The sequence below is a fragment of the Streptomyces sp. NPDC058198 genome (assembly GCF_042882605.1).
In the GTDB taxonomy this organism is placed as follows: Bacteria; Actinomycetota; Actinomycetes; order Streptomycetales; family Streptomycetaceae; genus Streptomyces.
The window spans coordinates 93,650-108,279 of sequence record NZ_JBHVVP010000011.1 but is presented as its reverse complement, the minus strand read 5'-3'; the positions used below and the strand labels follow the sequence as shown (position 1 = coordinate 108,279).

Annotated in this window: 15 protein-coding genes; 5 read left to right on the top strand and 10 right to left on the bottom strand. The window is 68.6% G+C overall.

What is annotated here, in order from left to right:
* Positions 1–97: 97 nt before the first annotated feature.
* The 4 genes from ACFVWW_RS28015 to ACFVWW_RS28000 form a co-directional block, all read right to left on the bottom strand.
* A complete protein-coding gene (locus ACFVWW_RS28015) occupies positions 98–1,021 on the bottom strand; it encodes an RNA polymerase sigma-70 factor (RefSeq protein ID WP_384331717.1) in 924 nt (307 codons plus the stop codon).
* Positions 1,022–1,052: 31 nt separating this feature from the next.
* Positions 1,053–1,526, bottom strand: a complete 474-nt coding sequence (locus ACFVWW_RS28010) for a carboxymuconolactone decarboxylase family protein (protein WP_384331714.1) — start codon at positions 1,524–1,526, stop codon at positions 1,053–1,055.
* Positions 1,527–1,767: 241 nt separating this feature from the next.
* Entirely contained in the window at positions 1,768–2,040 is a 273-nt protein-coding gene (locus ACFVWW_RS28005; protein WP_384183793.1) for a DUF4873 domain-containing protein, read from the bottom strand.
* A gap of 105 nt (positions 2,041–2,145) precedes the next feature.
* Complete coding sequence (locus ACFVWW_RS28000; RefSeq protein ID WP_386877454.1) at positions 2,146–2,805, bottom strand: phosphotransferase; 660 nt, start codon at positions 2,803–2,805, stop codon at positions 2,146–2,148.
* Between the two features lie 391 nt (positions 2,806–3,196).
* Here ACFVWW_RS28000 and ACFVWW_RS27995 point away from each other — a divergent pair, with 391 nt between their 5' ends.
* Positions 3,197–4,714, top strand: coding sequence for a cryptochrome/photolyase family protein (locus ACFVWW_RS27995; protein ID WP_386877455.1), 1,518 nt, complete (start codon positions 3,197–3,199; stop codon positions 4,712–4,714).
* A gap of 83 nt (positions 4,715–4,797) precedes the next feature.
* Here ACFVWW_RS27995 and ACFVWW_RS27990 read toward each other — a convergent pair whose 3' ends face one another.
* Positions 4,798–5,583 carry an SDR family NAD(P)-dependent oxidoreductase gene (locus ACFVWW_RS27990; RefSeq protein ID WP_384183802.1) on the bottom strand — a complete coding sequence of 262 codons (786 nt, stop codon included), beginning with the start codon at positions 5,581–5,583 and terminating at the stop codon, positions 4,798–4,800.
* A gap of 121 nt (positions 5,584–5,704) precedes the next feature.
* Between ACFVWW_RS27990 and ACFVWW_RS27985 the strand changes: the two genes are divergently transcribed.
* Both ACFVWW_RS27985 and ACFVWW_RS27980 read left to right on the top strand, forming a co-directional pair.
* A complete protein-coding gene (locus tag ACFVWW_RS27985) occupies positions 5,705–6,556 on the top strand; it encodes a helix-turn-helix transcriptional regulator (RefSeq protein ID WP_386877456.1) in 852 nt (283 codons plus the stop codon).
* 136 nt (positions 6,557–6,692) lie between these two features.
* Entirely contained in the window at positions 6,693–6,923 is a 231-nt protein-coding gene (locus ACFVWW_RS27980) for a hypothetical protein (RefSeq protein WP_384183808.1), read from the top strand.
* A gap of 102 nt (positions 6,924–7,025) precedes the next feature.
* Here ACFVWW_RS27980 and ACFVWW_RS27975 read toward each other — a convergent pair whose 3' ends face one another.
* Positions 7,026–7,658: a DUF4352 domain-containing protein gene (locus ACFVWW_RS27975; protein WP_386877457.1), complete on the bottom strand. Its 633-nt coding sequence runs from the start codon at positions 7,656–7,658 to the stop codon at positions 7,026–7,028.
* Between the two features lie 203 nt (positions 7,659–7,861).
* Complete coding sequence (locus ACFVWW_RS27970) at positions 7,862–8,521, bottom strand: GNAT family N-acetyltransferase (protein ID WP_386877458.1); 660 nt, start codon at positions 8,519–8,521, stop codon at positions 7,862–7,864.
* A 227-nt stretch (positions 8,522–8,748) separates the two neighbouring features.
* Here ACFVWW_RS27970 and ACFVWW_RS27965 point away from each other — a divergent pair, with 227 nt between their 5' ends.
* Complete coding sequence (locus ACFVWW_RS27965) at positions 8,749–9,141, top strand: PadR family transcriptional regulator (RefSeq protein ID WP_384183817.1); 393 nt, start codon at positions 8,749–8,751, stop codon at positions 9,139–9,141.
* A complete protein-coding gene (locus tag ACFVWW_RS27960) occupies positions 9,138–9,722 on the top strand; it encodes a DUF1700 domain-containing protein (protein WP_386877459.1) in 585 nt (194 codons plus the stop codon). The genes ACFVWW_RS27965 and ACFVWW_RS27960 overlap by 4 nt, the downstream gene beginning before the upstream one ends.
* Positions 9,723–10,719: 997 nt before the next feature.
* Here ACFVWW_RS27960 and ACFVWW_RS27955 read toward each other — a convergent pair.
* The 3 genes from ACFVWW_RS27955 to ACFVWW_RS27945 form a co-directional block, all read right to left on the bottom strand.
* Positions 10,720–11,226: an RICIN domain-containing protein gene (locus ACFVWW_RS27955; protein ID WP_384183821.1), complete on the bottom strand. Its 507-nt coding sequence runs from the start codon at positions 11,224–11,226 to the stop codon at positions 10,720–10,722.
* Between the two features lie 515 nt (positions 11,227–11,741).
* A complete protein-coding gene (locus ACFVWW_RS27950) occupies positions 11,742–13,088 on the bottom strand; it encodes a hypothetical protein (protein ID WP_386877460.1) in 1,347 nt (448 codons plus the stop codon).
* A 325-nt stretch (positions 13,089–13,413) separates the two neighbouring features.
* Entirely contained in the window at positions 13,414–13,929 is a 516-nt protein-coding gene (locus tag ACFVWW_RS27945; RefSeq protein WP_386877461.1) for a hypothetical protein, read from the bottom strand.
* Between the last annotated feature and the right edge of the window lie 701 nt (positions 13,930–14,630).

Sequence of the window (14,630 nt, the reverse complement as noted above, 5' to 3'; positions counted from 1 at the left end):
GGTGCGGTTGCCGCAACCCGGCAGCCCACCGGCCCCCACCCTGCTCGACGGGCAGGAGCTCTCCAGGGCAGCGGCCCTGTCCGCACCACGGTCGAGGTCAGTTCATCCGCCGGCGGGCCTGCTTCATCTCTCGGTCGATGGCCCAGGCGTCGGCGACCGGCCCGAGGTGGCCGAGCTTGTCGGGATTGATCACCCCACGGATGGTCTGAATCCGCCCGTCGAGCACCTCGAGGACCAGGGTGTACAGGATCTTGCCGTCCCGGTCGCGGAAGGTCGCGCCGGGCTGGCCGTTGACCTCGTGCGGCTCGAACGTCACGCCGATCCGCATCAGCCAGGGGAAGACCGAGCCCAGCACCCGGGCCACGTTGTCCGCGCCCATGACGGCCTTGGCCAGCTGCGGGGCCTTGCCGCCGCCGTCCCCGGCCAGCTGCACGTCGGCGGCCAGCAGCTTCCGCAGCCCGCCCACATCGCCGTTCTCCAGCGCGTCGAAGAACCGCGCCGCCAGCCTCTGCCGCTCCTGACGGTCCGCTGCGAACCGCGGCCGCCCGGCCTCCATGTGCCGCCGTGCCCGCACCAGCAGCTGCCGGCATGCCGCCTCCGAACGCCCCACCGCCGCGGCAACCTCGTCGAATCCGAAGGCGAACACCTCCCGCAGCAAGAAAACTGCCCGCTCCAGCGGGCTGAGCCGCTCCAGCAGCAGCAGCGCCGCCATCGACACGGAGTCGGCCAGCTCCGCCGACCGCGCCGGATCCTGATACGGATCGCTCAGCAGCGGCTCGGGAAACCACGGCCCGACGTACTCCTCCCGCCGTACCCGCGCGGAACGCAGCACATCGATCGAGATCCGTGTCACCGTGGCCGACAGAAAAGCCTTGGTCGACGTGGGCCGGGTCGCCGAGCCGTCAAAGCGCAGCCACGTCTCCTGCACCGCGTCCTCGGCCTCACTCACACTGCCCAGAATCCGGTAGGCGATCGAAAACAGCAGCGGCCGCAGCTCCTCGAAGTCCTCGACCTTGCTCACGCTGCCCCCTCCCGCTGACCCCCTCTGGCGCTCAGTGGAACTGCCCGGGCTCGTAGTCGCCGGCCGGCTGCTGGGTGATGACGTTCAACCGGTTCACCATGTTCATGAAGGAGACCAGGACCACCAGGGCGGTGAGCTGCTCCTCGTCGTAGTGCTTGGCGGCATCCGCCCACACCGCGTCGCTGACCCCGCCGGCCGCATCCGCGACCCGGGTTCCCTCCTCCGCCAACTCCAGCGCGGCGCGCTCGGCCTCGGTGAAGACCGTGGCCTCCCGCCACGCTGCCACCAGGTTCAGCCGCACCGAGGTCTCGCCGGCGGCGGCGGCCTCCTTGGTGTGCATGTCGATGCAGACGGCGCAGCCGTTGATCTGGCTCACGCGCAGCGCCACCAGCTCCTGCGTCGCGGCCGGCAGCGGTGAGTCCTTGATCACCTTGCCCGCCGACATGAGGTGCTTGAGGACCTTGCCGGCGGTCGGTCCGGCGAAGAAGTTCAGTCGCGCGTCCATGGTGTGTCCTCCGTGGTCGTCAGTGGCTACACCTCTTGAGACGGGGTAGCCCGACCCCCTGTGACATGGACGGATGTGACCTGCGTCTCCCCGCCTCCGCGCCTCGTCACGCGCGTGCAGGCGCTGCTGGGCGAACTCCTGCCTCCGGAGGCCTGACCTACCGGTGCGCGGCGCCTCGCTGGTTCAGGGCCCGGGCGAGGCTCTCGTACAACTGAACGACTGATGGAATGCGACGACAAGCCTAGAAGGGAATCGTGCCGCTCCCCGACACCCGTAGCCGTCCGCTGCCGATGGCGGTGTGCGTGGCCACGACCGTCCCCTCCCGGCCGTCGGGGAAGCGGATCTTCACATCGTCGCTGTCCAAGGCCGCGTAGAAGGCCTCCCCCGCGTCCGAGGTCTGCACGCTGCCACCCCACTGCCGTACCGCCCCGGACAGACTCGCGCTCAGCGTGGCGTGGACTTCGATCTCGGATTCGCCGGCGACAAGCGTCGCGGGACCTTGGTAGTTGCTCATGCCCTCAGTGTGCGCCTCCATCCCCCGGCCCCCCGCCACCCCCGCGCACGAGCGCTCGCGGAGCACCGAGAAGGACTACCGACGACACACGCCCTCCCGGGGTGCTCACGTCGCGTTCCACAAACGTCGGTAGAAGTCCATCCGGTACGGGTCGGGAGCGATGCCGTAGGCGTCGAGAAGGGCGTCCTCCCAGCCCGGGCCGTAATTCCACCCGGTGTTCCAAGTGGCAACGGCCAGATCGGCCCATCGGTCGGCGACGCCGAGGGCACCCATGTCCACATGTCCGGACCAGGAACCATCCTCGTGCAACAGCGTGTTGGGCGCGCAGGGGTCGCCGTGACACACGACCAGGTGGTCGATCGGCGGGTACGGAGACAGGTCCGCGGGCACCTCGACACCCGCGCGCCGGGCGCGTTCCAAGCGGTGATCGACAGACCAGCTGAAAGGACAGTCGGCCACGGGCAGCCGCTCGTGCAGAGCCCGCAGCCCTGCCCCCAGCGCACGAACGGCCTGACTCGGATCCGCCTTCCACCGAGGACTGACGGCGCTCTCCCCAGGAAGCCCATGAGTGACAAGCCAGGCTCCCCCCTCGTCAGCTCCGTAGTCCCGCACACGGGGCACCGCCGCGAAACGCCCGGCCCAGCGCAGGCGCGCATCCTCGGCGGCCAGGTCCAGCCCCGAGCCCGCCGGCGCCCACTTGGCGAACAGCCGCCCCTCCCCGCTACCGATCTGGAAGGTCAAGCCACCCAACTCGTTCTGCCACACGGGCAGAAGCGGCCGATCCCCGGCTACGGCAGCAATCGGCGCGGGTACGCGCACCTCGGAACGCGGCGGTCCGGAATATTTCATGCCCGCATGCTGCCCTCCGTACCGCGCCGCGAGCGAGCGGATTTCCGCGCGCGATCCACGAGGCCCGGGACGCCGCGCCGGCCCGGGTCGTCCGATCGGACGGCATTGGCGTCGCCCGCCCCTCTCCGCGACGCTCCGGGCAACCGCCGGTTGGGCACCCTGTGCCTGGTTGCCTGCATGCCGCCGTCGACCGACAGCACCAGGCCACTGACGTACGACGCCCGCGTCGCCGTCGGCGGCGCCGCGAGAGACACGGCGATGCGCCGCGCTCCACGGCGCCGGCCGCCCGATGAGCCAGGCTACGACCATGAGCACAGCGCACTGGCTCTTCGGCGACCAGCTCGGCCCGCACTTCATCGAACCCGGTCGCGGCGAACGGGAGGGCGGGCCCGCCCAAGACGCGCCGCTGGTGGTGATCGAGTCGCGGTCGGTCTTCCGACGGCGTCGCTTCCACCGGGCCAAAGCCCATCTCGTGCTCTCCGCGATGCGCCACCGCGCCGCCGAACTCGGCGAACGTGTGCGGTACATCCGCGCCGACACCTACCGCGAGGGGCTGCGGCAGGCGGTCGGGGACGACAAGGTGACGGTCCATCACCCGACCTCGTGGGCCGCCCTGAGCCTGGTCCGTTCACTGCCGAATGTCACCGTGCTGCCCGCCCGCGGCTTCCTCGTCCCGCACGACGACTTCCGGGCCTGGGCGGACGGCCGGCACGGCCACCGGCTTCGGCAGGAGGACTTCTACCGCTGGGTGCGACGCGGCCACGATCTGCTCATCGACGGAGACCGCCCGGCCGGCGGACGGTGGAACCTCGACCAGGACAACCGCGAGCCACCGCCCCGCGGAGCGCGGACCCTGGATGTCCCCGCCCCCTACCGGCCGCGCGAGGACGGGATCGACGACGAGGTGCGCCGTGATCTCGACCGCTGGGAACGGGACGGCGATGTCTCGTTCGTGGGGCGTGACAGCCCCCGGCTGTTCCCCGCGACCCGCCGCGAGGCCCTGACCGCGCTCCGCCGCTTCATCACGCACCGCCTCGGCGCCTTCGGCCCGTACGAGGACGCGATGCTGGCGGACGACCCGGTGATGAGCCACAGCCTGCTCTCGTCCTCCCTCAATCTGGGCCTGCTCGACCCCGCCGAATGCGTGGCGCGCGCGGAGGCCGCCTGGCGTGCGGGGGAGGCGCCGCTGAACAGCGCGGAGGGATTCGTCCGTCAGATCGCCGGCTGGCGCGAGTACGTATGGCAGCTGTACTGGTACTTCGGCGAGGACTACCGGCATCACAACGCCCTGCGGCACCGGGCGCCCCTGCCCGACTGGTTTCTCGATCTGGACGCCGACGCCGTCACGGCGCGCTGTCTGTCGACGGTACTGGCGCAGGTGCGCGACACGGGGTGGACCCATCACATCCCCCGGCTGATGATCCTCGGCAGCCACGCGCTCCAGCGCGGCTGGGATCCGGCGGCCGTCACGGACTGGTTCCACCGCTGCTTCGTGGACGGCTATGACTGGGTCATGCTGCCGAACGTCATCGGCATGTCCCAGTACGCCGACGGGGGCCGGATGACCACGAAGCCGTACACCTCGGGCGGCGCCTATGTGAACCGCATGAGCGACCTCTGCGGCCTTTGCGCCTACCGGCCCACCGAGCGCGTGGGCGAACGCGCCTGCCCGTACACGGCCGGGTACTGGGCCTTCCTGGACCGGCACCGCGCGAGCCTGCGGCACAACCCGCGGATGACCCGCGCGGTCCTGGGCCTGGACCGCCTCACGGATCGCGAGGAACTGCTGCGCCAGGAACGTGCCCGGGGCGACGGGCCGCCATGAGGGCGTTCACGGCGCGGAGGTCTTCACGGCGAGGAAACGATCACGGCGAGGATCCGTACGGGTGGGGGCATCACCCTGCCCCCTTACGCCTGCATGCCGCCGTCGACCGACAGCACCACGCCACTGACATACGACGCCCGGTCACTGAGCAGCCACGCTGCCGCCTCGGCCACCTCGTACGGCTCCGCGGGGCGCCGAAGCGGGGTCTTGGCGTTGAGCCGCGTGAGGAGGTCGGGCTCGTAGGCGACCCATCGCTTGATCATCTCGGTCATGGTGGTGCCGGGGGCGACGGCGTTGACGCGGATCCCCTCCGGGCCGTAAGAGACAGCGGCGGACTCGGTGAGGCTGTTCACCGCGCGCTTGGCCGCGCCGTACGCCGGCAGGGTCGGGTTGCCGCGCAGGCTGCCGACGCTGCTGTTGTTGACGATGGCGCCGGACCCGGCGGTCGAGCGGATCGCCGCTATCTCGGCCGCCATCGCCAGCCAGCAGCCCTTGAGGTTGACCGAGAGGATCAGATCGAAGTCCGCCTCCGGCACATCGGCGAGGGGAGCGGGCGGCACGGACACCGCCGCGTTGTTGAAGGCGATGTCCAACCGGCCGTGCAGACTCAGTACGGTGTCGACGGCGCCACGGACACTCGCGGCGTCGGCGAGGTCGCACACCACGTAATCGGCGGTGCCGCCCTCGGCCCGTATCTCCTCGGTCACGGCCCGCAGCTCCGTTTCCGTACGCGCTGTCAGCACGACCTTCGCGCCTTCGGCGGCGAAGAGCCTGGCCGAAGCGGCGCCGATGCCCCGGCCCGCGCCGGTCACGAGTGCGATCTTGTCGGTGAGTAGGCCCATGGGGGTCGATGTCGTCGAAGTGCTCATGACCTCAGTCTGTGACGGTCGCACCGGGCCATCCAGGCAGTGCGGGTACCTGGACAATCCGCGCCAAGTGGGCTCCAGGACAGGACGAAGACGCGCGGTGTCGCTGGAATACATTGGAAAGGTGGACAGACAGGAACTGGCGGCCTTCCTCCGCAGCAGGCGCGAGCGGCTCCGGCCCGCGGACGTGGGCCTGATCGCCGGGTCCGGGCGCCGTACACCGGGCCTGCGGCGGGAAGAGGTCGCTGAGCTCGCGTACATCTCGACGGAGTACTACACCCAGCTCGAACAGTCCCGGGGCCCCCGCTCGTCCCGCCGGGTCCTGGCGGGACTCGCCCGCGCGCTACGGCTCTCGGACGCCGAACGCGATTATCTGTACGCCCTCGCCGGCGAGTCCCCCGGACCGCCGCCGGGACCGCCGAGGGAGGTCCGGCAGAGCATCGTGGACCTCATCAACCGTATGCCCGGATCCGCCGTGCTCGTGCTCGACGCGACGTACAACGTGATCGCCTGGAACCCGCTGGCCGCGGCGCTTCTCGAGGACTTCTCCACTCTGCCCCCGCGCGACCGCAATCTCATCCGCCGCCACTTCCTGGGGCCGCACAACGGGCGTCCGCACTACGGCATGACCGATGACCACGCCTTCGGAGCCTTCGCCGCCGGCCACCTGCGCACCGTCCTCGCCCGCTACCCGGACGACACCTCGACCCGCGCTCTCGTCGCGGAACTCGTGGACGGCAGCGCGCGGTTCACCCGGTTGTGGGAGTCCCACGACGTACGGGAGGAGCAGCACCTGCGCAAGACGATGCGGCACCCCGTGGTCGGCGAGCTCATCCTCAACTGTGACGTCCTCGCCATCCCCGACGTGGATCAGCACGTGGTCGTCTACACCGCGGAATCGGGCTCGCCCTCCGAGGAAGCGCTCCGCAAGCTGTCGGTCTCGGGCCCGCAGCGCATGGACTTCTCCCGCCCGTAGCTGCCGCACCTGGACGGGCGAGGCGGGTGGGGCCGGGGTGCGTCCGATCGGGCGAAAAGAGGGCGGGGTGCTTCTCGAAGCGCGTAATAGTCAGTATGTATTACTTGTCCGCATAACTGACTATTCGGGAGTTTTGATGCGTCTTCGCACTGCGCTTGTTGCCGGCGCCCTCGCTGTCGCCACCGTCATGGGCGGCGCCGTCTCCGCTTCGGCCGACGACGGCCACCACGGGAAGAGCGGCAAGGCCCGCTTCTCGGAGAAGAGTTCCAGCGTGCACTACGAGAACCTCGGCGGTCCGATGGGGATCACGGAGTACGACTCGGTCAAGTCCAAGCGCAAGGGCTGCCTGCGTTTCATGGGGTTCTGATCCGGACCGCCGCCGCCCCCGACACCGCACTGCGCGGCGTCGGGGGCGGCGGTGTCACGGACGGCTCAGAGGCGGGACCTGAAACCTGTGGGGCAGCGCAACTCAGGAGACATATCCCCGGACACTGTCACCGATCAGGCCGTCGGTGTAGGTGACGTACTTCGGGGTGAAGTCGCCCTTGCCGGTGACGGTGCCGGTCACGTTCTCGCCGGGCGCCAGGTCAACGGTGTCGATCTGGTTCTCATCCGCGGCCAACTCGGCGGCGTGCTTGCTGCCGTTGGTGTCGGTGATGGTGAAGTACAGCGGGTTAACGCTGATCTCCTTGTCGCTGTCGTTCGCGATGGTGACCTGAACGCTGGTGTAGTCGGTGCCGTCGGCGAGGATGCCCGCCTTGAACGGCGTCTTCTTGGCCACGACCTTCACGGGCGCATCGGGGGCCGGCTCTTCCTTGGCGTCGTCGGCTTTCGCGTCGTCGGCCTTGGTGTCACCGGCCTTGTCCGGCTTGGCGGCGGCGTCCTGGGTGGCCGCAGGGTTGCTGCCGCGCGACGACGTGTCCTCGTCCCCGCCGCCGACGAGTGCGGCGAGGACGCCGATGAGGACGAAGAGCCCGACGATTCCGAGGCAGCTGAAGCCGACGATCTTGCCCGCGCTCGACTTCTTCGGCGCCGGCGGCTGCGGGCCCCAACCAGCCTGCTGCGGTCCCCAACTCGGCTGCTGCGGCTGCTGATACGACATGTGCCCCCCTGAGGTGGTTCGAGAGGGATGACCGTAGCGGGGCAGTAGATGCCGGTAGGGGCGCGTGCGGTTTTGGTGACGTATCTGTGACCAAAGCGTGAAGAGACTGATGGTTCCTCAGGTCACGCAATGACAGCAGTGGCCCGGCGAGGTTCCCCCGCGGTCAGGCACCCTGGCGGACGCTCCGTCTCCAGCTCCCGCTTCTACTGACCGCGGGCGGGCTGGTTGGCGATCAGCAGAGTGGTGCCGGCGGGGCGGAATCCCAGGCGGGCGTAGATACGGGCGACGGCCTCCTGCGCGTAGGCGAGGAAGACGGTGCGTACCCCATGGTCCCGGGCATGGGCGGCCAGCGCTGCCATGACGGCGGAGCCGAGACCCTGACGGCGGGCGGCGGGGAGGGTGCCGATTCCGCCGATCTCCGTGGTGCCGTTCGCGGGGTGGTAGTGGCCCACGGCAAGCGGAGTGCCGTCGGGACCGAAGGCAGCGGCGAGCGTTTTGTGGCCGGCTCGGAGGGAGGGGCGGATCGTTGCCACCGCGCCGTCCGCCATGAGCTTTTCGGCCGCCGCCTCCAACTCCACGCGGCCCGTCGGCCCCACTGCTGTGCTCTCGTCCGCGAACGCCAGTCCGGGAAGGGCGAGCACGGCGGGCAGGGCTGGGTCGCCGGCGTCCAGGGCGCGGATCGTGACGCCATGGGGAAGGCGCTGCGGGGGCAGCGGATGGTGCGGGTCCAGGACCATCAGCGGGCGTTCGGCCACCAGGAGGCCCGCCTCTTCGATGCGGCCGCGCAGCGACGGCGTCACCTCGGCCAGCCACTCGAAAGCCTCCGGCACCCCAAGCTCGCGCTGACGCGACAGTCTGGACATCGCTACCAAGGTCCGCGTGGTCCGCGACGCGTCGCGCGGCTTCGCAGCAGCCGCGGGACCGGCGCAGCTGCGCGAGCAGGTGGAGGAGAACCTGCTCCGGTTTGGACCTCTCGCGGGCCGCGGCCAGCACTGGCTGTACGGGTGCTGCGGCATGTCTCCCCAGCCCTGGTGGCCACACAGTCACCCTGCTTGCGGTGTAGTGCGAGCCGCCAGGTACATTGCTATGCATGGAACGCGGTAAGGCAAGTCGCCAGGCGCCGGAGAAGGTCGAGAGCCAGCTCCGCAAAGGGGTTCTGGAGTACTGCGTCCTGGCTCTGCTGCGTGACGGGCCCAAGTACGGGGTTGAGCTGCTGAGCGAGTTGCAGGACACCGGCACCATGGCGACCAGTCAGGGCACGGTCTACCCGCTGCTGTCACGGTTGCGGCGGGACGAGCTCGTCGTCACCACCTGGCAGGAGTCCACATCCGGTCCGCCACGGCGGTACTACGAACTGACCGAGGCCGGGCATGCGGCACTCACGGAGTTCGCCGGGATCTGGCCAGGATTCCGCGACGCCGTCGACCACCTCCTCACGCCGATCGCCGGGCATCGGCGCGACCCTGGAAAGGCACACCCATGAAGACCGACGACACCCTCGTCGAGGACTACCTCGCGGCCGTCGAACGCGAGAGCGCGGCGCTGCCCCCGGCCGCCCGCCAGGAACTCATGGCCGACCTGGGCGAGCACATTCAGGTCGCGCTCGCCGAACGGCCCGGCGGCATCCGCGAGATCCTCCACGAGGTGGGCGACCCGCGCACGATCGCCGCCACAGCACTCCAAGAGCTCGGCCACACCCCCGACACACGCGTCCACAAGCCCCGCCGCCGCTCCCCGGCATGGCTACCGATTCTGCTCCTGCTGGTCAGCGATGTCCTGCCCTATGCGGGAGACATCGTCCTCTGGGACTGGATCAGCGTCATCATCAAGATCACCGCCATCGTGATGGTGTGCCGCTCCCGCCGCTGGAGGGCGGCCCAGAAGTGGATCGGCCTCACACTTGCCGTCCTCCTCCCTGTGGCCCTTCACGTCGCCTGGTACTTCCTCTTCGTCGTCCCCGACGACAGCGCCGCGACCGAGGCGTGGCGCTGGACGGCCGTCGCCCTGGTGTTCGTCCTGACGGTGGTCGGCTCCGGCTGGCTGTGGCGCACCAAGCGCCCCTGAGCGCGCCCCTTTCACCGGCAGCCCCCGGCGGCGACGCGCCGACCCCAGCGGCGCCGGCCGGACTACCGCTCCTGTGTCCTGAACCACCGGACCGCAGCTATGGCGAGCCCCGCGGCGGCAATGATCGTGACCGCTACGGCGATCTCGGTCCCCAGGTCCATTGCTCCAAACACGTCCGTCTCCTTTGCTGGCTGATGGCAGTAGCCCCGCAGAGACACGATCGTGTTCCCGCGTGGAGATGAACATGGCATCCCGTCCGTGCTCGTGGGACCAGAATCGGAAGGTCTTGAGGACCATCTGAGCTTGGCTCTCGTTCAGCGGTGATGTGCGTCAACTCCCCCGGCGAAATGCCGCGCTCTGGTGACGCTCCTCATCAAGACAGCTGGTGTCGTCTCAAATGGGTGCGGACGGTTTCGAACCGCCGACATCTGTTGCCGTCAGTTGCTGCCGTCGCTTCAGTGCCCGCTCCGTGCAGCTGGCGGCCAGGAGGAGCACCTGTTGTTCACTGGCGATGGTGCCCCTCAGTCGGGAGGCAACACGGAGAAGGTCTCCCAAGCGGCGAGCGCAAGTTGACTGAGGACCGGCATGGATTGCGAATGAATTGCACCGCGCGAGCGGCTCTGCGCGAGATTCCGTGGCTGCCAGTCGCCGGTGATACGCCGCCGACGACCGGCCCTGTCATGGCGAGGCTATCCCCTTGCGCCTCGGTCTGTCCGGGCTCCCCGGTCCCCGAATTCGACCCTGGCGACCAGCACCTCATCGATCAGTGACACATCGCACCCCGCTCTCCTCCGGGAGGCAGGACGCTTTCGTCATGTCCAAGCGCCTAATCGTCCGGCTGCGGATGCCGTACGAGGCGCTCGCCGCGGTGTGGGCGGTCACCGCAGCTTACGACTTTCCGCCGGACGCACCACGCCCCCTGTTCCGGCTACGGCCAGTGCAGGGGGCGGTTTCGTCATGCTGCTTCATACCGGTGCGCCCGGCCGGCCTGAAGGCGTCAGCGGACGTCGAACGAGTGGGTCATGTACCCGTTCGTGGGGCTACAGGCGGCAACCCTGGCGTAGGTGGGGGCGGTGCCGGCGTAAGGGACCAGGCACTTGCTGTGGGCCTGACTCTTCAGCTGGTACCGATTGGGCTTGCTGGCGACCTCCATGGAGAAGATCTGCTCGTCCCACCGGGAGTCACACGGGCGCTGCTGGAGGGCTTCCAGGTCGCCGCCGCCCACCGCGGTGACGCACATGTCACTGTTGAGATTACGCAGCAGGAAGGTGCTGCTGGTGACCGGGTCGACGGCCCACTTCTGGGCCAGGTCGCCGGTGTCGGCCTGGTACTGGACCTCGGCGCCGCCGACCGTCGAGCTACCGGCGACGCCAAGGACGAAGCCGGTCTGCCAGTTGCGGACCTTGGTGCCGCTCAGCGGCCCGGTCGCGTCGGCGGTGCCCACCCCGACTACGGTCGCACTGAACGCTACGGCGATCAGGGCGCAGGCAGATCGAATGCGCATGAAGGACTCCTCCATTTCGAAGCAATCACACTTCGCGCCTGAGTGACTACGAAGCGTTACGCAACGTACTGCATTGGCTCAGAGGTCCCTCGCCAACGCACCGCAACGATGGAGTGACTCGACTCGCCGGGCGTGAATGCGGGCCGCACGGACCTGCTCACCAATGGCGCGGCGCCGTGGGAGGCGGTCGGGATGGGCGGCATCCCAGCGGCCTGATCGCGGCGCACGTGTCTCAGGCGCACATTCAGCCCCTCGGCCGAGTGACTTGAACATCAGTCACATGGGGACGCGGACTCCATGTGGCATCGGCCATGGAAACGGCCCCCCGGCCGATCTTGGCCGGGGGGCCGTATTCAGGCTCTCACCTGCGAATTCCTACTGGTGGGCGCGGACGGTTTCGAACCGCCGACATCTGCTTTGTAAGTTCGATCGGTTGTCCGGGGTGTACCTGCCCAAGGACGGCGACGCAGTCCCGACGGTACGCCGAGAACTGCTTGCGTCCACCGCCGTTGATGTCAGCGGTGGATGTCAGTCCCGGTCGGGCGGAACGCCGACTCCTCCTCACCCGGCCACGCAAGCGTCACGCCGACCCGCTGGCACAAGTTGATCCACCGCCGCTCAGACGGCTCGCGCTCCACCCACAAGACCGCCGAAATCTCCGGTGCCCTCTCTCGGAGCTGATCTTGATAGTCGAGTACCTGACCAAGCCCCGCACGAAGCTGACGGGCCTCGTTCGACGGTGTCAGCGACTTGACCTCGCATACGGTCAAGCGGCCCTCACTTTCCCGCCATGCAAGGTCGAAGTCGGGATCGGAGACATCGGGAGACAGCGCAACGTACCCGCGGCTCTGCGCCTCGGCGGCCAGCAGGTTTTGCAGCCTCCGGTGGGTTGACAAGTTGCGTCCCACGAGGTCGGGATCCGGTGCGCTCGGTGTGGCCGGTGCCGGCGCGACGTTTTCGTCTGGCGCCACGTAGTCCTGCCCGATCTTGACTTCGGGCGCGGTAATGGTGGCCTTGATCGGCACCATGTGGAAGCGGATGACTTTCCGGAGCCCACCACCACCGGTGGCCGGCGCCTCGTCTTCCGTGTACGGATCCTCGGCGTCGAGCGTCCACTCACCGAGGTAGCGCACCGTGCCTCGGGCTCCATCGAACAGACGCAGACGCTTGCCGGTCTGGCTGTGGTCCAGGATCGCCCTGTTGCCCCGGATCATTCTTTGGTTGCCCGTCTGACCTTCCCCGGTGTAGTGGAAAGTGCCGTCCTCATTCCAGGTGTCGTAGTAACCGTGCTGGTGACCTGAACTCGGCGCGGTGAAGATCAAGATGTTGTCTGAGGTGCTGCACGGAGAGATGCCATTCTGGCTGCTTCCCCCGTACTTCGCGTGGAGGTCGACTCTGCGGATCTCGTCTCCCGGAACCAGGTCCCAATCTGGATCCGCGCCCTGTGACACGTCGATGGCGTCGCGTACGGCGCGCCATTCTTCATCAGTCAGCCGATGAGGACTGCCGGCAAACGGCTGCCGGCGGATCGTGGCGTTGGCCATGCGCGGGTCGTGAAAGAGCCGCTGCTTCGGGACTCGCAGGTCCAACCACTTGTCGACCACCAACGGGACGAAGTGCCGCGGCCCGGGATCTTCGGCCCAGTAGCGGAGGTCAGGCTGTCCGTACTCGGCGGCCCCGGTGAAGTGGCCGTTGGCAACCACACCAGCGTTCTGACCGCCTACCCACAACACGAACTCGTCGCCGGCCGCCACTTCGCCCACGAAGCGCACGACGGTCCATGAGTCCAGAACGTGACCGTCACGGCGGTGCCCGTCAAGGTCGAACTTCTTCGGGTTGCAGCTCAGGAGCCAGGTAGCCATGTATTCCCCAGGACGATTCGTTGATCTGAGTACCCTAGGCGGCTGCACTGACAGCCCCTCGGGGTACGGGCAGGGTAAAGAGGCATGATCGGCCACCGCTTCGTCCTGACGAGCCTTCAAGTCGGAGGCGTCGGCGTCTGCTGACAGGTCGACTAGTTGCGCAGGAAGTGATCCGCTGATTTTTCGACCTGCCCCTATGTAACCGATCAACGCTGTGACCTGGGATCGAGCCGTCATCGGTGTCAGCGTTGGTCACCCTTGAGCACCCTTTCACGGCCCCGAGACGGCCCGGGAGGGTGCTTCTCCAGGTAGGACAGGGCCACCCTTAGTCGAGGAGTCGCCGAGCTAGGGCCTTGAAGGCTTCCATTGCCTCGCTCGCTTCGCGGTGGCGCTGCTCCATCTCAATGCGGAGGGGATCACCTGCGCCACCCGCAGTGCCGGACTGCGCGGCGACCAGCAGGAGACCGACCTGACCGCTGACGGCGGTAACCAACTCAAGCGCAGATTGTGATGCTTCTTCGGGCCCTTCAAGCGACACAATGGTGAAAGCCTCATGCAAAGCGTCCAATTGTACAGCAGAGGCGAGCGCTGATACCGCGTGTTCCGGGTTTCCCCGAATGAAGGAGGTCTCCACGCTGCTGACCTGTGAGCGTTTACTGAGTGCCTGCGTCAGAAGATTGGCGTAGGCCTCACGGCGGAGCTGTCGACGCCAATGGCCATGCTGCGCTGCTGCTTGCTTCCGGCCGCTCACCGCGGCTGCACCGATTGCGCCTGCAGCACCGGTCGCCGCACCCAGGACTGCTGCTATCGCACCGATCAGAGCCACGTTCCCCGCATCCATGTTGGCATGGTAGGGGCAGAGAGACACGCCATCTTGCCTGACGTCCATCCTTCATCACCCGCCCCAACCCACCACTCACCCCGGCTCCCATCCCGTCCGCCGTCGACCCACACATCGTGGAGCGGGCGTGGTTCAGGGCGTCAAGGTGGAGCGCGCAACTGTACGAACGACCTTGACGCCCTGGGCCGCGTCTGCTCGGCTCTGCCTGGGTCGACGGTGGACGGGATGGGAGCCGCCACCTCACCCGATCCAACCCGCACCCGGCAACGGATCCCCCTCTCCCCCCGGTGCCGGCCGATCCCCCGCCGGAGGCATCACTCCCTGACCCGCACTTTCCCTCCCCCCTCCGTCCTGATCTCCACCTCGCCTTGCGGGTTCTGGGGCTGGTTGTCGGGTGGTGGGCCTGGGCTTGTGGTTCGCCGGACTGTGGGTGTGTCGATGTTGGGGTGTCTGGCTGGTGGGGTGGTTGTGGCTCTGCTGTCGGCCGGTGGTCGTCCTCGGTCCGGTGGTGTGGAGGGCGGGGCAAAGCGTGAAGCGGATAGCCCCGTGGCATCTACTGGTGGCGCGGGGCCGGGGGCCGGGCGGAGCGGGCCGGAGGCAGGAGCGGCGCCCGAGTCCCCGTGCCCGCGCCGGCCCGCGTGGCGGGCCGGTGGGGTGTGATCCGTAGCGGCGGCAGCATGCCGATTGCCCAACCGCGCCGG